Origin of the sequence: Pseudomonas cichorii (genome assembly GCF_003700275.1) — a bacterium.
GTDB lineage: Bacteria > Pseudomonadota > Gammaproteobacteria > Pseudomonadales > Pseudomonadaceae > Aquipseudomonas > Aquipseudomonas cichorii_B.
Genome location: NZ_RBRE01000017.1, coordinates 40,139 through 62,262 on the forward strand (window position 1 = coordinate 40,139; position 22,124 = coordinate 62,262).

A 22,124-nucleotide genomic window follows, 5' to 3' on the forward strand; every position below is an offset into this window, starting at 1 on the left:
GGCAAATGTAACAAAAACAAAAAAATTAGATAGCCGTCACTGCCGTGCAACGATCAGCACTGCATAAATGTCCGGGCCTGTTAAAATGCCCGACCTTTTCGCAACCGACTCTCTATACCGCCATGTCCCGACTCAATCCTCGGCAGCAGGAAGCCGTGAACTATGTCGGCGGCCCTCTTTTGGTGCTCGCCGGTGCTGGCTCCGGCAAGACCAGCGTAATTACGCGCAAGATCGCCCATCTGATCCAGAACTGCGGCATTCGTGCGCAGTACATCGTGGCCATGACCTTTACCAACAAGGCCGCGCGGGAAATGAAGGAGCGGGTCGGCACCCTGCTCAAGGGCGGCGAAGGTCGCGGCCTGACCGTCTCGACGTTCCACAACCTGGGCCTGAACATCATCCGCAAGGAGCATGCACGGCTGGGCTACAAGCCGGGTTTCTCGATTTTCGACGAAACCGACGTCAAGGCCCTGATGACCGACATCATGCAGAAAGAGTATTCGGGCGACGATGGCGTCGACGAGATCAAGAACATGATCGGCGCCTGGAAGAACGACCTGATCCTGCCTCCCGAAGCGCTGGCCAATGCCCGCAACCCCAAGGAGCAGACCGCCGCCATCGTCTATACCCACTATCAGCGCACGCTCAAGGCGTACAACGCGGTGGACTTCGACGACCTGATCCTGCTGCCGGTCAAGCTGTTTCAGGAACATGCCGACATTCTGGAAAAGTGGCAGAACAAGGTCCGCTATCTGCTGGTGGACGAATATCAGGACACCAACGCCAGCCAGTACCTGCTGGTCAAGCTGCTGATCGGTACCCGCCATCAGTTCACGGTGGTAGGCGACGACGACCAGTCGATCTATGCCTGGCGCGGTGCGCGGCCGGAAAACCTGATGCTGCTCAAGGAAGACTATCCGTCGCTGAAAGTCGTGATGCTGGAGCAGAACTACCGCTCCACCAGCCGCATTCTGCGCTGTGCCAACGTGCTGATTTCCAACAACCCGCACGCCTTCGAGAAGCAGTTGTGGAGCGAGATGGGGCACGGCGATGAAATCCGCGTGATCCGCTGCCGCAACGAAGACGCCGAAGCCGAACGGGTGGCGATGGAAATCCTCACCCTGCACTTGCGCACCGACCGCCCGTACAGCGATTTCGCCATCCTCTATCGCGGTAACTATCAGGCCAAGCTGATCGAGCTGAAACTGCAGCATCATCAGGTTCCCTATCGCCTGTCTGGCGGCAACAGCTTCTTTGGCCGCCAGGAAGTGAAGGACCTGATGGCCTACTTCCGTCTGCTGGTGAACCCGGACGACGACAACGCCTTCCTGCGCGTGATCAACGTGCCGCGTCGGGAAATCGGCTCAACGACCCTGGAAAAACTCGGTAACTACGCCACCGAGCGCAAGGTGTCGATGTACGCCGCCACCGAGGAAATCGGCCTGGGCGAACATCTGGACAGCCGTTTCACCGACCGCCTGCAACGCTTCAAGCGCTGGATGGACGGCGTGCGTCAGCAATGTGCGCAGAACGACCCGATTGCCGCCTTGCGCAGCATGGTCATGGACATCGACTACGAGAACTGGCTGCGCCAGAACAGCTCCAGCGACAAGGCCGCCGACTACCGGATGGGCAACGTCTGGTTCCTGATCGAGGCGCTGAAGAACACCCTGGAAAAAGACGAAGATGGCGGCATGACCATCGAAGAGGCCATCGGCAAACTGGTCTTGCGCGACATGCTTGAACGTCAGCAGGAAGAGGAAGACGGCGCCGAAGGTGTGCAGATGATGACCCTGCATGCTTCCAAGGGCCTGGAGTTTCCTTACGTGTTCATCATGGGCATGGAAGAAGAGATTCTCCCGCACCGCTCCAGCATCGAGGCCGACACCATCGAAGAAGAGCGCCGTCTGGCTTACGTTGGCATTACCCGTGCCCGGCAGACACTGGCGTTCACCTTTGCCGCCAAGCGCAAGCAGTATGGCGAAATCATCGATTGCGCGCCCAGCCGCTTCCTCGATGAACTGCCACCGGACGATCTGGCCTGGGAAGGCAACGATGACACGCCGACTGAAGTGAAAGCGGTGCGCGGCAATACGGCACTGGCGGATATCCGCGCCATGCTCAAGCGCTGAAACCTGTACAAAAATCGATCAATCAAGGCGCCCGGGCGCACCCAAGGAACTGAAGTGGAAGCACTGCACAAGAAAATTCGCGAAGAAGGCATCGTACTTTCCGATCAAGTCTTGAAGGTCGATGCGTTTCTCAATCATCAGATCGACCCGGCACTGATGAAAGCCATCGGTGACGAGTTCGCCCGGCGGTTCGCGGATGCAGGCATTACCAAGATCGTGACCATCGAAGCCTCGGGCATTGCGCCAGCGGTGATGACCGGCCTGAACCTCGGCGTGCCGGTGATCTTCGCCCGCAAGCATCAGTCGCTGACCCTGACGGAGAACCTGCTGTCGGCAACCGTGTATTCCTTCACCAAGCAGACCGAAAGCACGGTGGTGATCTCGCCACGGCATCTGAACAGCAACGATAACGTGCTGATCATCGATGACTTCCTGGCCAACGGCAAAGCGTCGCAGGCGCTGATTTCCATCATCCAGCAAGCCGACGCCAAAGTGGCCGGGCTCGGCATCGTGATTGAAAAGTCCTTCCAGGGCGGCCGTGCCGAGCTGGATGCGCTGGGCTATCGCGTAGAGTCCCTGGCGCGAGTGGAATCGCTGGCCGGTGGCATGGTGACCTTCAAGTAAGGCTCAGTCCGTCACACCGAGCGCACGCAAGCGTCGATACAAAGTGCGCTCGCTCAAACCCAGCTCCCTGGCCAGTTCGCTGCGTGAACCCTTGAACACGCTCAGCGCATGGGCCAGTTGCTCCAGCCCGTCGTCCTTGCGGCGATAGCCCGGCAAGCCGGATTCGGCACGGCCCTGCACTTGCGCGGGCAAATCCTCGACGCGGATGATCCCGTCGTCGGTAAACAGCCGGGCGCGCTCCAGGATATTGCGCAGTTCGCGAATGTTGCCGGGATAACCGTACAGGCAAAGCTGTTTCATCGCCGCCGGATCGATGCGCGGCACAACGCCTTGCGCCGAACGCTGCAACAGGCTGTCGATCAGCAGCGGCAAGTCCTCGCTGCGCTCGCGCAAGGCGGGCAGGCGGATCGGAAAACCGCTGATGCGATAGAACAGGTCCTGGCGGAAACTGCCTTCGGCGACCATTTCCTGAAGTGGCTTGTGGGTGGCGCAGACCAGTCGGAAGTCGGAGTGCACGGTCCTCAAACTACCGACGGGCCGAAAGCTGCCGGACTCGATCAGCCGCAACAGCTTGACCTGCATGGCCAGCGGCACTTCGCCGATTTCATCGAGAAACAGCGTGCCGCCATGGGCAGCTTCGGCCAGACCGGTCTTGCGTTGCAACGCACCGGTGAAGGCGCCTTTCTCGTAGCCGAACAGTTCGCTTTCCAGCAAGGTTTCCGTCAGCCCGGTGCAATCGACCACCACCAGCGGACCATTGACCCTTGAACTGCTGGCATGCAGGGCGCGGGCGAACAGTTCCTTGCCGGTGCCCGACTCGCCCTGAAGCAGGACCGGAATCTGCGCCGGCGCGGCGCGCTGCAGCTCGGCCAGCACCCGCTTGAAAGCGGGCGAGCGCCCCACCAGCCCATGTTGCTGCGGCAGGACCGAAGCTACGGCTACGCTGCTCAGCCGCTCGACATAGGCAATCACTGCGCCGTTGTCGTCGAGTATCGGCCGCAACTCCACATCCACATGTTCGGGACCGCGTGGCGTATGGTGAATATGCAGCAGTCGTTCCGGCAGACGGGTTTCATGGGCCTTGCGCATCGGGCAGTGCTCGCCGGCCTGATCGCAGGGCACGGCGAACTGATGGGAAACCCGATAGCACTTCTCGCCGACATGCGGCCGGCCCTCGACGCCGAACTGGCGCTGATAGGCCGTGTTGGCAGCAATGATGTTGTAGTGCGTGTCCAGGACGATGGTTGGCCGCTCGTCATGCTCAAGGTACGACACCAGGGATTGCATCTGACTGCCGGGAAACTGGCTGGCGATAAGTGACATGGGCGCTCCTGCTGATTCTGCGCACAGAGTAACCCGGTTGACTGCCAGAGACTGCCAATCACTGCCACCCGACTGCCAGAAACTGGCAGTCCATGCAGATTGGCAGAGTCCGCAACGCTCTGCTCAACTGATCAGGATCAAGCATTCATTGGGCAATTCGTCCACCTGACCGATTGGCATGCTTATTGGAATGAATACAGCAGACTGCCAATCGCTGCCTGCCTGCGCTTGTGTGGGTGACAGCCATTTACAGCCATGGGGACACAGCAATGATCATTGGGGAAAGGCTGTACATCGAAGCACTCTTCGACAGCCATACATGGACTGTCAGCTATCTGCTGATGGACCTTGTCGAGCGGCAATGCGCGCTGATCGACAGCGTGCTCGATTACGACCCGAAGTCCGGGCGCACCCGCACCGACTCGGCCGACCGCCTGATCGAGCGGGTCAAGGCGCTGAATGCATCGGTGCAGTGGATACTGGAAACCCACGTGCATGCCGACCATGTTTCTGCCGCGCCTTACCTGAAGCGGCAACTGGGCGGACAGATCGCCATCGGCAGCCATATCACCGCAGTACAGAAGGTGTTTGGCGAGCTGTTCAACGCGCCGCCGGACTTTGCCCGCGACGGCACTCAGTTCGATGCGCTACTGGATGACGATGCCGTGTTTGCCATCGGCGCGCTTCAGGCCCGCGCCCTGCACACGCCCGGCCACACCCCTGCCTGCATGACATATATGGTGCAGATCGGCGACGAAACTGTCGCGTTCGTCGGCGATACCCTGTTCATGCCCGATTACGGTACGGCCCGCTGCGACTTTCCCGGTGCCGATGCGCGCACGCTGTATCGCTCCATCCAGAGGATTCTGAGCCTGCCGCCAGAAACCCGGCTATTCATGTGCCATGACTACCTGCCCAATGGCCGCGAACTGCAATACATGACCAGCGTCGGCGAACAGCGCGCCCACAACATCCATGTGCATGAAGGTATCGACGAAGACGCCTTTGTCAGCATGCGCGAAGCCCGCGATGCAACTCTGGAAATGCCGGTCCTGATGCTGCCGTCGGTGCAGATCAACATGCGCTGCGGGCACTTTCCCGAGCCGGAAGACAACGGCATCCGCTACCTGAAAATCCCGCTTAACGTTCTTTGAATCGCTGCCTGCGTGTGGAAAACCTGCCATGAGCCTGACCAACCCCTTCCACCAGATACTGATCGTCGGAGCCGGTGCTGCCGGACTCGCGACCGCTGCGAGCCTGCTGGCCCGTGATGCCTCGCTGGACATCGCCATCATCGATCCGGCTGACACGCACTATTACCAGCCGGGCTGGACGCTGGTCGGTGCGGGCGTGTTCACGCCGCAATCGACCGCGCGCAGCATGGCGTCGCTGATCCCCAAGGGCGTGCAGTGGATCAAGGCCGCCGTGGCCGGCTTCGAGCCCCACAGCAACAGCGTGACGCTGGAAGACGGCCGCACTGTCGGCTACCGGCAACTGGTGGTCTGTCCCGGCCTGAAGCTGGACTGGGCCGCCATCGACGGTCTGCCGGAAACTCTCGGCAGCAACGGGGTTACCTCCAATTATCGCTGTGACCTGGCGTCCTACACCTGGGAGCTGGTTCAGGGACTCAAGGCCGGGCAGGCGCTGTTCACCCAGCCGCCGATGCCGATCAAATGCGCCGGCGCGCCACAGAAGGCCATGTATCTGTCCTGCGATCACTGGCTAAGATCCGGCCATCTGGCGCAGATCAACACCCGCTTCTACAACGCCGGGGCCGTGCTGTTCGGCGTGCCGGAGTATGTGCCCGCCTTGATGAAATACGTCGAGCGCTACGCCATCGACCTGCAGTTCGGCCAGCGGCTGGTAGCGGTCAACGGCCCGGCCAGACGCGCCACGTTTATCCAGACCCGAGCCGACGGCAGCAGCCAGACCATCGAGCAGGATTTCGACATGCTGCATGTGGTGCCGCCCCAGACCGCACCGGATTTCATTCGCTCAAGCCCACTGGCCGATGCGGCAGGCTGGCTGGATGTCGACCCGGCGACCCTCAGGCACCGCTCGTTCGGCAATATTTTCTGCCTGGGCGACGCCACCAACACCAGCAACGCCAAGACCGCGGCAGCCGCCCGCAAACAGGCACCGGTGGTAGCCACTAACGTGCTAGTGGCGCTGGGCCGCGCAAAGCAACAGGCGGTCTATGACGGCTACGGCTCCTGCCCGCTCACCGTCGAACGCGGCAAGATTGTGCTGGCCGAATTCACTTATGGCGGCAAGGTCGCACCGAGCTTTCCGCTCTGGCTGTTCGATGGCCGTCAGCCGACACGCCTGGCCTGGTGGCTGAAAGAGCGCGTGCTGCCACCGCTCTACTGGCACGGAATGCTCAAAGGCCGCGAATGGCTGGCAAGGCCGCAAGTGGTTGTCAGCGCCCATGGATGAGCATCAACTGCTCGGTGCAGGTCTGGGTGCGATCATTGGTGCAGTGCTGGCGCTGACCGGCGCAGGCGGAGGGATTCTGGCCGTGCCGCTGCTGGTGTTCGGGCTTGGGCTGTCGATGGTCGAATCTGCGCCCATCGGCCTGCTGGCCGTGGGCCTGGCAGCGGCGCTCGGCGCCATTCTGGGTTTGCGCCAGGGCATTGTCCGCTACCGGGCCGCGCTGTATATCGCCGGAATCGGCGTCCTCATGGCGCCATTGGGCCTGTGGCTTGCCCACCGTGTACCCAATACACCGCTGCTGCTGATCTTCTCCGTCGTGATGCTCTATGCCTGTGGGCGGATTTTCATCAAGGCCAGCCACGAGTTGAAGCACGGGCCGCCAACCTGTCGTCAGGAAGTCTTGCCGTGTGTGCTCAACCCACTACGAGGCCGGTTACGCTGGACCATGCCCTGCATCCGGGCGCTGACGCTGACCGGCATGACCTCGGGCCTGCTGTCGGGTTTGCTGGGCGTGGGCGGCGGTTTTGTCATCATCCCGGCACTGACCCGCTACAGCGACCTGAACCTGAAAAGCGTGGTCGCCACCTCACTGGCAGTCATTGCGCTGGTATCGACCGGCAGCGTTATCAGCGCATCGCTGGCGGGCGTGATGCACTGGGCTGTCGGCGCACCGTTCGCCGCGGGAGCCATTATCGGCCTGCTAGGCGGCAGACAGGTTTCCCGCTACCTTGCAGGTCCTCGCTTGCAGCAACTGTTCGCCATCGCCGGGTGGGTTGCCGCAGCCATGCTCATTTCAGCACCCTGGCTTGAAAGGACGATCGCAATGGTTATCGACTGGCTTCACTTCACGCCCTGGTCGGCACTTGCCGGGGGCCTGCTGATCGGACTGGCCGCCAGCCTGTTCGTGCTGGCCAACGGACGCATCACGGGCATCAGCGGCTTGCTGGGCAGCCTGTTGCAGTCCGGCGAAGGCCGTACCGAAAAAGCGCTGTTCCTTGTCGGCCTGCTGCTGGCGCCGCTGATCTGGGGACTGTTCAGCGTGCTGCCTGCAATGTCGTTTGATATTTCATGGCCCGGCCTGATCGTGGCCGGCCTGCTGGTCGGCATCGGCACCCGTTATGGCTCCGGCTGCACCAGCGGCCATGGCGTATGCGGCATCGCCCGCCTGTCGCCCCGCTCGATGCTGGCGACCGTGACTTTCATGCTGGCAGGCTTCAGCACCGTATTCATTATTCGGCACTTGTTGGGGAACTGAGCATGCGCAAATTCACCGCATTGCTGGCTGGCGTTCTATTTGGCATCGGCCTGTTGCTGGCCGGCATGACCAACCCCGCCAAGGTGTTGGGCTTTCTCGATATCGCCGGGCTTTGGGATCCGTCCCTGGCGCTGGTGATGGTCGGTGCGATCGCGGTGGCTTTCCTGCCGTTTCGCTGGGCCGGCAAACGCAGTCAGTCGCTGCTCGGCGCACCGATGCAACTGCCGGTCAGCCGCTCGCTGGACAAGCGTTTGATCGGCGGCAGCCTGCTGTTCGGCGTCGGCTGGGGGATTGCCGGGCTGTGTCCGGGACCCGCCGTCGCCCTGCTGCTGACACTGCAGTGGCAACCACTGGTTTTCGTGCTCTCGATGCTGGCGGGCATGTTGATATTCCGGGCCCTGGAAAACCGCTCAAAGCGCTGATTCGACCGAACTCTGCAAGCCGGCCAGCAACAGACGCTGATACAGCTCTTCGCGCAGGCCTTCGGGCTGATCGAGTTGCATGCGCTGCAGGTGCGCGGCATAAGCCGAAGGCTCGGGCGCATCCAGGGTGGCCTTGCCCAGTTCCAGAAGTTCGGTGAGCTTGAATTTGCTCTTGAGCCAGTTCAAGGCCCGCAACAGATCGCGCTCCTGCGAGGTGAAGTCGCAGCCCAGCGGGTATTCGGTGAACAACGCCGGGTAACGGGATGCGATGTCCTGCAAACGTGCGGGCGTGTTCTGGGTAAAGCGCGGATCGAGATGAAAATCCTTCGGCAGCTTGCCGGCTTTTTGCGCCTGCTCGATCAGGCCGCTCTGAAAGCGCGAGTCACTGATATTCAGCAGGCGCTCGATCACCGTGGCATCGGTCTGGCCACGCAGGTCGGCAATACCGTATTCGGTCACGACGACATCGCGCAAATGGCGCGGAATGGTCGTATGACCATACTCCCAGACAATATTGGAACTGACCTCGCCACCCGACTCACGCCAACTACGCAGGATCAGGATGGAACGGGCGTCTTGCAGTGCATGCGCCTGGGCCACAAAGTTGTACTGGCCGCCAACCCCGCTGAGCACTCGCCCGTCTTCCAGTTGGTCGGAAACGGCAGCCCCCATCAGGGTCATGGTAAAGGCGCTGTTGATAAAGCGCGCATCGCGACGTTGCAGGCGCTTGAGCTCTTCATTGCCGTACAGCTCGTTGATGTAGCTGATGGCGGTCATGTTGAACTGTGCCAGCCGCTCGGCCGGCAACTCACGCAAGCGCTCATAAAAGCTCAGCGGCCCCAGGAAGAAGCCGCCGTGCAGCACCACGCCATTGGGGTGAGCACTCTCGTCGAGGGTGCCGAGGTTGGCCAGCCGTTGCAGCTCGGCATCGGCATACACCTTGCGCCGGATAATTCCGGCATCAGCCAGCACCAGCAGCCCGTTGACGAACATCTCGCTGCATCCGTACAACCCGTTGGCAAACGGCTGAACGCCGCCTTCGCGGTCGATCATGGTTTGCCAGTTGCTCATGTTCAGCTCGGCCAGCAGCCCGCGATAGGTTTCGTTATTGGCCTGGCGAGCCAACAAGGCGGCAGTCAGCGCATCGCCCATGGAGCCGATGCCGATCTGCAGGGTGCCGCCATCGCGCACCAGGGTACTGGCATGCAGACCGATGAAATGGTCCTGAAAGCCCACCGGCATATTCGGAGTCGAGAACAGCACGCTGCGCTCTTCCTCCTCCAGCAGCAAATCGAAAGCCTCGACATCCAGCTCCGAATCTCCCGGCATATACGGCAGATCGGCATGGACCTGCCCCAGCAGCAGAATCGTCTCGCCCGCAGCCCGTCGCCTGGCGATCATCGGCAGCAGGTCGAGGGTCACGTCAGGGTTGCAGCTCAGGCTGAGCTTGCCGGGCTGCCGCTCATCGCGGGCCACCAGTTGGCCGATGAGGTTCAGGCCGCTGGCGTTGATATCCCGCGCTGCATGGCTGTAATTGCTGCTGATATAGCTCTGCTGGGCCGCATCGCTATTGAGCAGGCTGCCCGGCTGCATGAAGAACTGCTGGATGTGAATGTTCGGCGGCAGGTTGTCACGGCGTAGCGCAGCCAGAAAATCCAGCTCCGGATAATCGCCGAACACCCGCTCCAGAAACGGCTCCAGAAACCGCGCCTGCAATCCCTCGCCTGCCGTCGGCCGCCCCAGGCTCAAGGCGGTGTAGATCGTCAGTTGCCGCTCGGGAAGCTGTTGGATGCGCTCGTACAGCGCATTGACGAACCGGTTGGGCTTGCCCAGCCCCAAAGGCATGCCCATATGAATGTGCTCGGGCAACTGCGCGAGCACATGATCGACGGCTTGCTCGATGGAACAGGACTGCGGCATCCGAACTCTCCGGGATTGTGACGAGATGGAGGTTGGACCTTGTTCAGGGAATAGCGTTGCGCGCCTGGGGTGGATTTCTTGCACATGCCTGAAAATCAGGAATGTGCAACGACTCTGGCCTGCAGTTCCACCCCCATGGCACGCATCACCTTGATAATGGTATCGAAGCGCGGCTTGGCGCCCGGCGCAAGCGCCTTATAAAGGCTGGCACGCCCCAGACCCGAATCTCTGGCAATCTGCGCCATACCACGTGCTTTCGCCACATGACCAACGGCACGTATCAGTTCATCGGTGTCGCCTTCGGCCAGAACCTGGGTAAGGTATTCGGTTATTGCTTCATCGCTGTCCAACAGTGATGCCATGTCAAAAGGCACGAGGATCTCATTCATCATCAAACCTCCTTAGCCATTGTTTTGGCCCGCTTTATATCGGCAGGCTGGGTTGATTTATCGCCTCCCACCAGAAGAACGATGAGCGTCCTGTCGCGAGTCGTAAAATAGACACGGTAGCCAACACCTACATCTACGCGCATTTCGGAAACACCTTCTCCGATTGGCTTCACATCGCCAAGATTACCCCCCACTGGCCCGTTCGATGCGCCGGGCAATGGCGATTTTTGCGCGTATATCACGCAAGGCTGCATGCCATGAAGCAAAGGTTCTGGTTTGCTGAACGATATAAGTCATGGCACAAGTGTATCCATATGGAGACAAAAGTATCATGAAATACTGTAAGAAAGTCTGCCGTTCAGCTTCTGGCTCTCATCACCCACAAAAAAGCCGCCGAGGCTCAGGCTTCCACGGCGGCTTGATGTGCAGCGTACGGCTTACTTGAGGCCGGACATTTTTTCGATGGCGCCCTTGAGTTCGGCATCGGAACAATCGCCGCAGGTGCCTTTGGGTGGCATGGCGTTGAGGCCGGTGATGGCCTTGGCCAGCAGGCCGTCCAGGCCGCCTTCTTTCTTGGCGCGTTCTTCCCAGGCGGCTTTGTCGCCGATCTTTGGCGCATTCAGCAGGCCAACGCTGTGGCAGGCCGTGCAGTGTTTGGCGATGACATCATCGGGAGATTTCGCGCTGCCGCCAGCGGCGGATGCCGTGACTGCCATACCTGCGCATTCCTTACCTTGAACACAGACCTGCCCGACTGGCTCAAGTCGCTTGGCAATTTCATCATTCGTCGCTGCCTGAGCGTTGAATGCCCAAAAAGCCAACATGGCAGCCACTGCCAGTATCTTGTTTATCAGGTTCACGCTTACACCCTCATGGTGACTAATCACGCCCGCGACCACGGTCTGGCAGGCTGGCGAATTATAGCGACTAGCCCTTTGCCCCGAAACACCCCTACAAGAAGAATGGTTATTAACCTGCCTGCTCGTTTGAGGTGTCTCTGGCCAGCCAGCCCGCGTACATGAGGCGATTGCGTACTTTCTGATTAAAAATTGGCCGGGGTGGCTGCGCTGATTAGTCGCGCCGGCACATCGAACGGATTGCGGAATCGATGCGGTCTGGTGCTCTCGAAATAGTAGCTGTCGCCAGCTTCGAGGATGTAGGTGTCCAGACCGACGACCAGTTCCAGCCGTCCCTCGACCAGAATTCCGGTTTCCTCGCCTTCGTGGACCAGCATTTCTTCACCGGTATCGGCGCCCGGGGGATAGATTTCGTTGAGAAAGGCGATGGCCCGGCCGGGATGCGACTTGCCGACCAGTTTCATGGTCACCGCGCCGTCGGAAATATCGATCAACTCGCTGGCCTTGTAGACCACCTGGGCAGGATTTTCGGGCTCAAGCTCTTCGGAAAAGAACTCGACCATGGACATGGGAATACCGCCGAGCACCTTGCGCAGAGAGCTGATCGAGGGGCTGACGCTATTTTTCTCGATCATGGAAATGGTGCTGTTGGTCACACCGGCCCGCTTGGCGAGTTCACGCTGGGACAGGCCCTTGAGCTTGCGAATGGATTGCAGTCGTTCACCGACGTCCAATGCGGCATTCCCCCTGATTCGGTAAGGTTAAAGTCGAGATGGACGCCATGATGGCAACAGCGTCAAGTATTTACAACACTTCGGACTTTTAACCTTATACCCCGCAGGATCAGCGGACTCAGTCTGGCGAATAGACCCGCGGCACGCGCCGCAGATTGCAGAAGATCTGGTAGGGAATGGTGCCGGCACGCGCCGCGACATCACTGGCCAGCACGTTCTTGCCCCACAGCTCGACCTGGCTGCCCAGCCCGGCCTGCGGCAGATCGGTGAGGTCCACGCAAAGCATGTCCATGGACACCCGCCCCAGCAGCTGGCTTGGCCGACCGTCGACCCACACCGGCGTGCCTGTCGGAGCCTGGCGTGGATAACCATCGGCATAACCCACAGCGACCACACCAATACGGGTCGGGCGCTCGGTGACAAAGAGCGCGCCATAGCCCACCGGCTCGCCAGCGGGCAGCTCACGCACGCTGATGACTTTCGATTCCAGGGTCATGACCGGCTGCAGGCGGTCGGCCAGCGCCTGAGGTTGGTCGAATGGCGTTGCGCCGTACAGCATGATGCCGGGGCGCACCCAGTCACTGGAGATATGCGGCAATCCCAGCACGGCAGGCGAGTTACGCAGGCTGACTTCGGCCATCAGGCCCTGACGGGCGGCCTCGAATACCGCCACCTGCTCATCGCTTCGAGCACAAGCCAGTTCGTCGGCACGTGCGAAGTGGCTCATCAGGACGATCTTTGCCACTTTGCCGCTCGCCAGCAGACGCTGGTAAGCGGCCTGATATTCGGACGGATGCAGGCCCACGCGATGCATGCCGGTATCCAGCTTGAGCCAGACGGTCAGCGGCTTGCCGATACTGGCCTTTTCGATGGCTTCCAGTTGCCACAGAGAATGCACGACGAACCACAGGTCATGCTCGACGATCAGCGCCAGCTCGTCGGCCTCGAAAAAACCTTCCAGCAACAGGATCGGCGCAGCAATACCTGCCGCGCGCAGCTCAAGCGCCTCTTCGATGCAGGCCACGGCAAAACCGTTGGCCTCGGCTTCCAGCGCCTGTGCCACGCGCACCGCGCCATGCCCATAAGCGTCGGCCTTGATGACGGCAAGCGCCTTGGCACCGGTTGTTTCGCGGGCCAGTCGGTAATTGTGACGCAGGGCTTGCAGATCAATCAGGGCGCGGGATGGACGCATGGCAAAAAATTCTGAGGTAGGAAAATTAAAACGGCTTATGTAGCCATGCACAGGAGTCACGCCCGTGCAGGAGCGAATTCATTCGCGAAGAAACCCACCTCGTCCATCCCTGACGTATGCGTTTCTATCTGCGCGAATGAACATAGCCTTTGGTTATGGCAATGCAGCGACCACTGACAGCTCGACCAGAATCTCCGGCTCGCACAGCCTGGCCTCGACCGTCGCACGCGCTGGGGCGACACCTTTTGGCAGCCATTTGTCCCAGACGCTGTTCATGCCGGCAAAATGAGCATCGATGTCTTTCAGGTAAATCGTGACGGACAGGATACGGCTTTTGGTAGTACCCGCCAGGTCCAGCAAGCGCTCGATGCTGTCGAGCGTTTCCTGGGTCTGCTGTTCGATTCCGGCCGTCATGTCATCGCCCACCTGCCCCGCAAGATAAACGGTGCCATTGTGGACGACGATCTGACTCATGCGCTCATTGGTGAGCTGGCGCTGGATTGACATGTTGTGCGTTCTCCCTGGTACTGCCGTAACGAGAAATATCGAGGCCTGCTGCGCTGATCTGCGGTTTTTCGCTGGCCATTAGGTCAGCCAGCAAACGCCCGGAGCCGCAAGCCATGGTCCAGCCCAGGGTTCCATGGCCGGTATTGAGGAACAGATTGCGCAATGGCGTTGCGCCCACGATCGGCGTGCCGTCCGGCGTGGTTGGCCGCAGCCCGGTCCAGAAACTGGCCTGGCTCAGATCGCCACCCCGAGGATAGAGGTCGTTGACGATCATCTCCAGCGTTTCGCGACGGCGCGGGTTGAGCGACAGGTCATAACCGGCGATTTCCGCCATGCCGCCCACCCGGATGCGGTTGTCGAAACGGGTGATGGCGACCTTGTAGGTTTCATCGAGAATGGTCGAGGTCGGTGCCATGTCCGCATCGGTGATCGGCACGGTCAGCGAATAACCCTTGAGCGGGTACACAGGAGCGCGGATCCCCAACGGCTTGAGCAATTGCGGCGAATAGCTGCCCAGCGCCAGCACGTAGCGATCCGCAGTTTCGAGTTTGCCGTCGATCCACACACCCTTGATGCGGTCACCGTCCTGCTCAAGACGCTCGATGGATTGCCCGTAACGGAACTCGACGCCCAGTTGCACGGCCATTTCCGCCAGGCGGGAAGTGAACAACTGGCAATCACCAGTCTGGTCGTTGGGCAGGCGCAAGGCGCCGCTCAGAATATTGGTGACGCCGGCCAGAGCCGGTTCAACCCGGGCAATGCCTTCGCGGTCCAGCAGCTCATAGGGCACACCGGATTGTTCGAGGACGGCGATGTCCTTGGCGGCGTTGTCCAGTTGCTCCTGGGTACGGAACAACTGGGTCGTGCCCAGGCGGCGGCCTTCGTAGGCGATACCGGTTTCGACGCGCAGTTCGTCGAGGCAGTCGCGGCTGTACTCGGACAGTCGCACCATGCGCTCCTTGTTCACCGCATAGCGGCTGGCGGTGCAGTTGCGCAGCATCTGCGCCATCCACAGGTACTGATCGATATCGGCAGTAGCCTTGATCGCCAGCGGTGCATGGCGCTGCAGCAGCCATTTGATCGCCTTGAGCGGCACACCGGGCGCAGCCCACGGCGATGCGTAGCCTGGCGACACCTGACCGGCGTTGGCAAAACTGGTTTCCATGGCAACGGCGGGCTGACGGTCAACCACAGTTACCTGAAAACCTGCACGCGCCAGATAGTAGGCACTGGTCGTACCGATCACACCACTACCAAGGACCAGAACACGCATGTCGATGACCTCATCGCGGATATCCGCTGACATTTGAAGTTTTAAGCAGGAATGTGCGCAGTATATTGACCATCGAGCAGTGTATCTCACTGTATAAGTACGTATATTCGGGGGTAATTCTCGACAAAGAACGTTTTCGTAGAGGGGAAATTGCCTGTGCGTACGCAACACCAGTCAAAACGCGAGCTGGACAAGATTGACCGCAACATCCTGCGCATCCTTCAGGCAGACGGACGCATCTCCTTCACCGAGCTTGGCGAACGGGTCGGATTGTCCACCACGCCTTGCACCGAGCGGGTTCGCCGGCTGGAGCGTGAAGGCATCATTCTGGGCTACAACGCCCGCCTCAACCCGCAACACCTCAAGGCCAGCCTGCTGGTATTCGTGGAGATCAGCCTGGATTACAAATCGGGCGACACCTTCGACGAGTTCAGGCGTGCGATCCTGAAATTGCCGCACGTGCTGGAGTGCCATCTGGTGTCGGGCGACTTCGACTATCTGGTCAAGGCGCGCATCTCGGAAATGGCGTCATACCGCAAACTGCTGGGCGATATCCTGCTCAAGCTGCCGCACGTGCGCGAATCCAAGAGCTATATCGTGATGGAAGAAGTGAAGGAGAGCCTGAACCTGCCGATCGCAGATTGAAAAGCGGGAGCAATTACACCAGTACCTGGCGTGTCGAGGCCATGTATTCATGGATCTGTTTCTCGACCCGCGGGTGGATCAGCTCGACAGGTCGCCGGCCATTGGGACATGGCAGGGCTGGCGTGGTGCCGAACAGGCGGCAGATCAGCGGGCGTTCGTCATACACGGTGCAGCCATTGGGACCGAGATGCACGCAGTTCAGCTCGTTCAGCGCCGCTTCCTGCTCGGCGGCAGTCTTGCGCGGCAAACGCGACATTTCCTCCGGTGAAGTGGTCACCGGGCCACAGCAATCGTGGCAACCCGGCACGCACTCGAACGAGGGAATCTCACGCCGCAGATCGCGGATTTTCTGACGGTTGCAGCTCATTGAAACGACCACTCGGACACAATGCCGCGATTTTGCCTCAGTTGGCATGCGCATGACAGCGGCTTATCCTCCCAGCAGATTTCACACACCACCAACAGGATGACTGCATGAACGCCCGCGTTCACTACAACCAGCACGCCGCCTCTTATTACGCCGCCAGCAGCCATCCCCAGCCGGATCATCCGGCGCTGCAAGGCGAACTGACGGTGGACGTGTGCGTGGTTGGCGGCGGGTTTTCCGGGCTCAACACTGCCATCGAACTGGCCGAGCGCGGCTTGAGCGTTGCCTTGCTCGAAGCGCGCAAGATCGGCTGGGGCGCCAGCGGGCGCAACGGCGGACAACTGATCCGTGGGGTCGGTCACGATGTCGAGCAGTTCACCTCGGTCATCGGTCAGGACGGCGTACGCCAGCTCAAGCTGATGGGCATAGAAGCAGTCGAAATCGTCCGCCAGCGGGTGGCGCGCCATAACATCGCGTGCGATTTGAAATGGGGTTATTGCGACGTCGCCAACAAACCGCGCGATCTGGCCGGTTTCGCTGAAGATCTTGAAGAGTTGCGCGGCCTGGGCTACCGCCACAGCCTGCAACTGCTGCAAGCGGAGCAGATGCACAGCGTCGTGGGTTCGGATCGTTACGTCGGCGGCCTGATCGACATGGGCTCAGGCCATCTGCATCCCCTGAATCTGGCACTCGGCGAAGCCGCCGCCGCTCAAGCGCTGGGCGTTCGGCTGTTCGAGCACTCAAACGTGACGCGCATCGACTATGGTCCGCAGGTCACGGTGCACACGGCTTCAGGGACGGTGCAGGCCAAGACGCTGGTGCTGTGCTGCAACGCCTACATGAATGACCTGAACCCGGAACTCGGCGGCAAGGTGCTACCTGCTGGCAGCTACATTATTGCCACCGAGCCATTGAGCCCGGCACAGGCCGCCGGACTGATACCGCAGGACATGGCGATCTGCGACCAGCGGGTAACGGTGGACTACTACCGGCTCTCCGCCGACCGCCGTCTTCTGTTCGGCGGCGCCTGCCATTATTCCGGGCGCGACCCGCAGGACATTGCCGCCTACATGCGGCCCAAGATGCTGGAGGTCTTTCCGCAACTGGCCGACGTGAAGATCGATTATCAATGGGGTGGAATGATCGGTATCGGTGCCAACCGTCTGCCGCAGATCGGCCAGCTCAAGAGCCAGCCCAATGTGTTCTACGCCCAGGCCTATGCAGGCCACGGCCTGAATGCCACTCACCTGGCAGGCCGGTTATTGGCCGAAGCCATCGCCGGTCAGCACAGCGATGGCTTCGAGCTGTTTGCCCGCGTCCCGCACATGACCTTCCCCGGCGGCAAGTATCTGCGTTCGCCACTGCTGGCGCTGGGAATGCTCTGGCACCGGCTGCAGGAACTGCGCTGAACTCAGGACCTCCAGAAAGGCTTCATGGCTTCAGCGTTAGCCTGTTGGGCGTCGAGCCCGATGTCGCGAAGCTGATCGTCGGTCAGCCTCATCAATGCGCGGCGTGAAGCCAGACGGTGGCAGTACAGCGCCCAGCGGCTCATGCCCGGCTGTGAATGGGTCGCGGTCTTGAGCGACTTTCTCTCTTCACGTTTCTGGCTGTGAGGCGCTGTCCGCACATCGCTGAGCCCGTTCATGGTCAATTCCTCCATCACGTTGGGTGTGATGCCATGATGGAGCGTCCCGGAAAACCATTACAGATCCAAAATCCATTATTTATTTCCATACAGATAGAGCAAAATTGGCACTGAATGCTATATTTTTGCTCAATCTGTATTGCTTTCCCGGACAGCCACTTTCAAGAGTACGCCATGACGCTCTACGTCAACCTTGCCGAACTGCTGGGCTCACGCATTGAAAACGGCTTCTATCGCCCCGGCGACCGGCTGCCGTCGGTGCGGGCGCTGAGCCTGGAACATGGCGTCAGCCTGAGCACCGTGCAACAGGCGTATCGCGTGCTGGAAGACAGCGGGCTCGCGGCTCCGAAACCCAAGTCCGGCTATTTCGTGACCGCCAACCGTGAAGCGCCGGCACTCCCGGCGGTGGGTCGGCCGACGCAACGTCCTGTGGATATCTCCCAATGGGAACAGGTCCTCGACCTGATTCGCGTCTCGCCTGCACATGCCGTTACCCAACTGGGGCGCGGCATGCCGGATATCAGCAGCCCGACCCTCAAGCCGCTGCTACGCTCCCTGAGCCAGTTGAGCCGCAGGCAGAGCATGCCTGGCCTGTATTACGACAATATCCATGGCATCCATACACTTCGCGAACAGGTTGCACGCCTGCTGCTGGATTCAGGCTGCAACCTGACCGCCAACGACGTGATCATCACCACCGGCTGCCACGAAGCCTTGTCGGCGAGTATTCGTGCCATCTGCGCGCCGGGCGATATCGTCGCCGTGGACTCGCCCAGCTTCTTCGGCGCCATGCAGACCCTCAAGGGACTGGGCATGAAGGCGCTGGAAATCCCCACCGATCCGGTCACCGGGATCAGCCTCGAAGCACTGGAACTGGCGCTGGAACAATGGCCGATCAAGGCCATACAGTTGACGCCCAGTTGCAACAATCCATTGGGCTACGTGATGCCCGAAGCGCGCAAACGAGCGCTGCTGACCCTGGCGCAGCGCTTCGATGTGGCGATCATCGAAGACGATGTGTATGGCGACCTGGCGTTCAATTACCCGCGCCCGCGCTCGATCAAGTCCTTCGACGAAGACGGTCGCGTGTTGCTGTGCAGTTCGTTTTCCAAGACGCTGGCGCCGGGGCTGCGCGTCGGCTGGGTCGCGCCGGGACGCTATCTGGAGCGCGTGCTGCACATGAAATACATCAGCACCGGCTCGACGGCGCCGCAACCGCAAATGGCGATTGCCGAGTTCATCCAGGGTGGGCACTACGAACCGCATCTGCGGCGCATGCGCATGCAATACCAGCGCGGACGCGACCAGATGATCGATTGGGTCATGCGTTATTTCCCAGAAGGCACACGTGTCAGCCGGCCCCAGGGAGGCTTCATGCTGTGGGTAGAGCTGGCCGAGGACTTCGACACACTGCGCCTGAATCGCGCCTTGCTGGATCAGGAAGTGCAGGTTGCGGTGGGCAGTATTTTCTCGGCGTCCGGCAAGTACCGGAACTGCCTGCGCATGAATTTCGCTGCCAAACCGACAGCCGAAATCGAGAGCGCCGTGCGCAAGGTTGGCCAGATGATTGCGAAAATGAGTGCACAAACCGCCTGAGGCCTGAAAATCTTTCCGTCATTTCAGGGTCATAACGCATGCGAAAGCTGCCTGACGGACAATAGATTTGAAGAATTCATGGGCCATGCCCCTTTGCCTGCTGGTTGCGCTGTGCGTCAGTGGCTGCACTCACCTCAGCGTTCCCGACGAGCCGAGTCAGGCCCTGGCGCCTTCAAGTTCAGCGTTCGGACGCTCGATCCAGAACCTGGCGATGCCCCATGAGGGCCGCTCGGGCTTTCGTCTGTTGCCGGAAAGCAGCGATGCCTTCGCGGCCCGGGCCGAACTGATCCGCAACGCCAAAAGCAGCCTCGATCTGCAGTACTACATCGTGCATGACGGGCTCAGCACCCGCACGCTGATCGATGAACTGCTCAAGGCGGCGGATCGCGGGGTTCGCGTGCGGATCCTGCTGGACGACACCACCAGCGACGGCCTCGATCAGGCCATCGCCACCCTCGCCGCGCACCCGAACATTCAGATCCGCCTGTTCAACCCGCAGAACCTTGGCCGCGAGACCGGCGTGACCCGCAGTGTCGGCCGGCTGATGAACCTGTCGCGGCAACACCGGCGCATGCACAACAAACTGTGGCTGGCCGACAGCAGCGTGGCCATTGTCGGCGGGCGCAATCTGGGTGACGAGTACTTCGATGCCGAACCGAAACTGAATTTCACCGATATCGATATGCTCAGCGCAGGGCCGGTCGCCGAACAACTGGGGCACAGCTTCGACCAGTACTGGAACAGCACGCTGAGCAAGCCCATCGATGAGTTCATGTACTTTCTGCCCTCCGCCAGCGACCTGAGCAAGGCCCGCGAGCGACTGGCCGCCTCACTGGAAACCGCCCACCAGGAACACAAGGCGCTGTATGAACGGCTGATGGCCTACAAGACCAGGCCTCGCCTGCAAACCTGGCTCAACGAGCTGGTCTGGGCCCACAACCAGGCGTTATGGGACGCGCCGACCAAAGTGCTGGCGCGGGGAGAACCCGATCCGCATCTGCTGCTCACCACACAACTGGCTCCGGAACTGCTCAAGACCCATCAGGAACTGATGCTGATTTCCGCGTACTTCGTGCCGGGCGAAGCCGGTCTGCTGTACCTCACCAACCGCGCCGATGCCGGTGTGTCGGTCAGCCTGCTGACCAACTCGCTGGAGGCCACCGATGTGCCTGCCGTGCATGGCGGCTACGCGCCCTATCGCAAGGCCCTGCTGGAACATGACGTGAAACTCTTCGAGCTGCGCCGCCAGCCCGGCGACACGCAAGGCAGCGGCAGCGGCCCGCATCTGTTCAAGAAACACTCATTCTTCACCAGCTCGGACTCCAGCCTGCACAGCAAGGCAATGATTTTCGACCGCCAGAAGATCTTTGTCGGCTCGTTCAATTTCGATCCGCGCTCGGTGCTGTGGAATACCGAAGTCGGCGTGCTGGTCGACAGTCCGCAACTGGCCGAAGAGCTGCGCGAACTGACCCTGCAAGGTATGGCGCCAAACCTGAGCTACGAAGTGAAGCTGGAGAATGGCCAGGTGGTGTGGGTCACCGAGGACAATGGCCAGATGCATACCCTGCACAAGGAACCGGGCGACTGGTGGCGCCGCCTGAATGCCTGGGTCAGCAAGGCCATTGGCCTGGAAAAGATGCTTTAAGCCGCCACCGGTTTCCCGCCAAAGGCATTGTTTTTCAAGGACAGAACCACCAGCCCCAATGCGCCGGCCGCCATCATCAGCGGCAAGGCATGACCACTGACCCATTGGCTGCCGGCCCCGGCAATCAGTGGCCCGAGCAGGCAGCCGATGCCCCACAGTTGAGCGACGTGGGCATTGGCGCGTACCAGGGCATCGTCGCGGTAGCGCTCGCCAATCAGGATCAGTGACAGGGTGAACAGGCCACCCGCACTGGCACCGAACAGCACCCATAACGGCCAGATCAGCACGCTGTCGATCAGCAACGGAATCAGCAGGCTGGACACCAGCAGGGCCACCGCACAACCCGAAAACAGCGAGCGACGTGAAACCCGGTCGGCCAGCATACCGATCGGCAACTGCAGCAACGCATCGCCGACCACCACGGTGCTGACCATCATCAGAGCGATTTCCGGCGTGAAGCCCTCGCGCAGGCAATAGACCGGCAACAGCGTGAGAATCAGCGCCTCGAAGGCGGCAAACAGCGAAACCGCCCAGGCGATGGCGGGCATGCCGCGGCAAAAGCCAAGCAGATCCTTGAAGGTCACGGCAAAGGCTTCGGTGGCAGGCGCACCGCTACGGCCCAGCAACAGCAAGGGCGAGCTGACCAACAGCGCGACCCCGATCCAGAAACCGTAATCGGCCTCGGTGCCGATCACGCCCAGCAGCAAAGGTCCGGCCAGTTGGCTCAGGGCGTAACAGCTGCCATACAACGCCACCAGACGGCCACGCAGACGCTCGATCACCAGTTGGTTGATCCAGCTTTCACCAAGAATGAAGACGATGGTCAGGATCACGCCAAGCATCAGGCGCAGAACCAGCCAGACCGGGTAATAAGGCAACAGCGCCAGCAGACCCACCGAGAACGCGCCAGCCCACAGGCACAGGCGCATCAGGTTGACCGTACCGAAATGTGCGGCCAGTCGACTGGCCAGCCCGGCACCGAGCAGAACACCAATAGCCGGCATCGCCGCCATGATCCCGATGGCAAACGTGCCATAGCCCCAGCCTTCCAGCCGCAATGACACCAGCGGCATGCTGACGCCCACCGCCAGGCCGACACTCAGGACCGAGGCCAGCACGGCGAAATAAGTACCCCAACGCATTTCCATGCTCCAGCGGGTTAAAG

At 60.7% G+C, this 22,124-nt stretch carries 21 protein-coding genes and 2 pseudogenes; 11 read left to right on the forward strand and 12 right to left on the reverse strand.

Going from position 1 to position 22,124, the window contains the following annotated elements; all coding sequences use genetic code 11:
- The first annotated feature begins 122 nt into the window (after positions 1 to 122).
- Together rep and ALQ04_RS05095 are read left to right on the forward strand one after the other, a co-directional pair.
- On the forward strand, positions 123 to 2,132 hold the full coding sequence (gene rep / locus ALQ04_RS05090) for a DNA helicase Rep (protein WP_122314765.1): 2,010 nt from the start codon (positions 123 to 125) through the stop codon (positions 2,130 to 2,132).
- Between the two features lie 54 nt (positions 2,133 to 2,186).
- Complete coding sequence (locus tag ALQ04_RS05095; protein WP_122314766.1) at positions 2,187 to 2,756, forward strand: xanthine phosphoribosyltransferase; 570 nt, start codon at positions 2,187 to 2,189, stop codon at positions 2,754 to 2,756.
- A 3-nt stretch (positions 2,757 to 2,759) separates the two neighbouring features.
- Here ALQ04_RS05095 and ALQ04_RS05100 read toward each other — a convergent pair whose 3' ends face one another.
- A complete protein-coding gene (locus ALQ04_RS05100; protein ID WP_122314767.1) occupies positions 2,760 to 4,079 on the reverse strand; it encodes a sigma-54-dependent Fis family transcriptional regulator in 1,320 nt (439 codons plus the stop codon).
- 269 nt (positions 4,080 to 4,348) lie between these two features.
- Here ALQ04_RS05100 and ALQ04_RS05105 point away from each other — a divergent pair, with 269 nt between their 5' ends.
- From ALQ04_RS05105 to ALQ04_RS05120, 5 genes and pseudogenes are all read left to right on the forward strand, one after another.
- Positions 4,349 to 5,233 (forward strand): MBL fold metallo-hydrolase, encoded by an 885-nt coding sequence (locus tag ALQ04_RS05105; RefSeq protein ID WP_122314768.1) that lies wholly within the window; start codon positions 4,349 to 4,351, stop codon positions 5,231 to 5,233.
- A 28-nt stretch (positions 5,234 to 5,261) separates the two neighbouring features.
- Positions 5,262 to 6,515, forward strand: a complete 1,254-nt coding sequence (locus ALQ04_RS05110) for an FAD/NAD(P)-binding oxidoreductase (RefSeq protein ID WP_122314769.1) — start codon at positions 5,262 to 5,264, stop codon at positions 6,513 to 6,515.
- Positions 6,508 to 7,311 (forward strand): annotated as a pseudogene (locus ALQ04_RS05115) (sulfite exporter TauE/SafE family protein); the annotation flags it as partial. The gene ALQ04_RS05110 and the pseudogene ALQ04_RS05115, both read left to right, overlap by 8 nt.
- A 24-nt stretch (positions 7,312 to 7,335) precedes the next feature.
- Positions 7,336 to 7,767: a YeeE/YedE family protein gene (locus ALQ04_RS27010; RefSeq protein ID WP_221033387.1), complete on the forward strand. Its 432-nt coding sequence runs from the start codon at positions 7,336 to 7,338 to the stop codon at positions 7,765 to 7,767.
- Positions 7,768 to 7,769: 2 nt separating this feature from the next.
- Positions 7,770 to 8,189, forward strand: a complete 420-nt coding sequence (locus ALQ04_RS05120; RefSeq protein ID WP_122314770.1) for a DUF6691 family protein — start codon at positions 7,770 to 7,772, stop codon at positions 8,187 to 8,189.
- Here ALQ04_RS05120 and ALQ04_RS05125 read toward each other — a convergent pair.
- From ALQ04_RS05125 to dadA, 8 genes and pseudogenes are all read right to left on the reverse strand, one after another.
- Positions 8,178 to 10,109, reverse strand: a complete 1,932-nt coding sequence (locus ALQ04_RS05125) for an acetyl-CoA hydrolase/transferase C-terminal domain-containing protein (protein ID WP_122314771.1) — start codon at positions 10,107 to 10,109, stop codon at positions 8,178 to 8,180. The two genes, ALQ04_RS05120 and ALQ04_RS05125, sit on opposite strands and share 12 nt — an antisense overlap.
- Before the next feature lie 95 nt (positions 10,110 to 10,204).
- Positions 10,205 to 10,498, reverse strand: coding sequence for an addiction module antidote protein (locus ALQ04_RS05130; protein WP_122314772.1), 294 nt, complete (start codon positions 10,496 to 10,498; stop codon positions 10,205 to 10,207).
- A gap of 2 nt (positions 10,499 to 10,500) precedes the next feature.
- Positions 10,501 to 10,795 (reverse strand): annotated as a pseudogene (locus tag ALQ04_RS05135) (type II toxin-antitoxin system RelE/ParE family toxin).
- A 140-nt stretch (positions 10,796 to 10,935) separates the two neighbouring features.
- A complete protein-coding gene (locus ALQ04_RS05140) occupies positions 10,936 to 11,358 on the reverse strand; it encodes a cytochrome c5 family protein (RefSeq protein WP_122314773.1) in 423 nt (140 codons plus the stop codon).
- A 182-nt stretch (positions 11,359 to 11,540) separates the two neighbouring features.
- Positions 11,541 to 12,089 (reverse strand): cupin domain-containing protein, encoded by a 549-nt coding sequence (locus ALQ04_RS05145; protein ID WP_122314774.1) that lies wholly within the window; start codon positions 12,087 to 12,089, stop codon positions 11,541 to 11,543.
- A gap of 118 nt (positions 12,090 to 12,207) precedes the next feature.
- Positions 12,208 to 13,281, reverse strand: coding sequence for an alanine racemase (gene alr, locus ALQ04_RS05150; protein WP_122314775.1), 1,074 nt, complete (start codon positions 13,279 to 13,281; stop codon positions 12,208 to 12,210).
- Positions 13,282 to 13,434: 153 nt separating this feature from the next.
- Entirely contained in the window at positions 13,435 to 13,788 is a 354-nt protein-coding gene (locus ALQ04_RS05155; protein ID WP_122314776.1) for a RidA family protein, read from the reverse strand.
- The gene (gene dadA, locus ALQ04_RS05160) at positions 13,760 to 15,061 is read right to left on the reverse strand and encodes a D-amino acid dehydrogenase (RefSeq protein ID WP_122314900.1); all 1,302 of its coding nucleotides are present in this window, start codon (positions 15,059 to 15,061) and stop codon (positions 13,760 to 13,762) included. Before dadA ends, ALQ04_RS05155 begins: the two co-directional genes overlap by 29 nt.
- A 156-nt stretch (positions 15,062 to 15,217) precedes the next feature.
- Between dadA and ALQ04_RS05165 the strand changes: the two genes are divergently transcribed.
- Positions 15,218 to 15,706, forward strand: coding sequence for an Lrp/AsnC ligand binding domain-containing protein (locus tag ALQ04_RS05165; RefSeq protein WP_122314777.1), 489 nt, complete (start codon positions 15,218 to 15,220; stop codon positions 15,704 to 15,706).
- 13 nt (positions 15,707 to 15,719) lie between these two features.
- Here ALQ04_RS05165 and ALQ04_RS05170 read toward each other — a convergent pair whose 3' ends face one another.
- Complete coding sequence (locus ALQ04_RS05170; RefSeq protein ID WP_122314778.1) at positions 15,720 to 16,073, reverse strand: YkgJ family cysteine cluster protein; 354 nt, start codon at positions 16,071 to 16,073, stop codon at positions 15,720 to 15,722.
- A gap of 107 nt (positions 16,074 to 16,180) precedes the next feature.
- On the opposite strand from ALQ04_RS05170, the gene ALQ04_RS05175 reads away from it, so the two are divergent.
- Positions 16,181 to 17,482, forward strand: coding sequence for an FAD-binding oxidoreductase (locus tag ALQ04_RS05175; protein WP_122314779.1), 1,302 nt, complete (start codon positions 16,181 to 16,183; stop codon positions 17,480 to 17,482).
- A gap of 2 nt (positions 17,483 to 17,484) precedes the next feature.
- Here the strand turns inward: ALQ04_RS05175 and ALQ04_RS05180 are convergent, their stop codons facing one another.
- On the reverse strand, positions 17,485 to 17,718 hold the full coding sequence (locus ALQ04_RS05180; RefSeq protein ID WP_122314780.1) for a DUF1127 domain-containing protein: 234 nt from the start codon (positions 17,716 to 17,718) through the stop codon (positions 17,485 to 17,487).
- A gap of 174 nt (positions 17,719 to 17,892) precedes the next feature.
- Here ALQ04_RS05180 and ALQ04_RS05185 point away from each other — a divergent pair, with 174 nt between their 5' ends.
- Both ALQ04_RS05185 and ALQ04_RS05190 read left to right on the forward strand, forming a co-directional pair.
- Complete coding sequence (locus ALQ04_RS05185; protein ID WP_122314781.1) at positions 17,893 to 19,314, forward strand: PLP-dependent aminotransferase family protein; 1,422 nt, start codon at positions 17,893 to 17,895, stop codon at positions 19,312 to 19,314.
- A 67-nt stretch (positions 19,315 to 19,381) separates the two neighbouring features.
- Positions 19,382 to 20,959: a phospholipase D family protein gene (locus ALQ04_RS05190; RefSeq protein ID WP_122314782.1), complete on the forward strand. Its 1,578-nt coding sequence runs from the start codon at positions 19,382 to 19,384 to the stop codon at positions 20,957 to 20,959.
- Here the strand turns inward: ALQ04_RS05190 and ALQ04_RS05195 are convergent.
- Positions 20,956 to 22,101 carry an MFS transporter gene (locus ALQ04_RS05195; RefSeq protein ID WP_122314783.1) on the reverse strand — a complete coding sequence of 382 codons (1,146 nt, stop codon included), beginning with the start codon at positions 22,099 to 22,101 and terminating at the stop codon, positions 20,956 to 20,958. The genes ALQ04_RS05190 and ALQ04_RS05195 overlap by 4 nt on opposite strands.
- Positions 22,102 to 22,124: the final 23 nt, after the last annotated feature.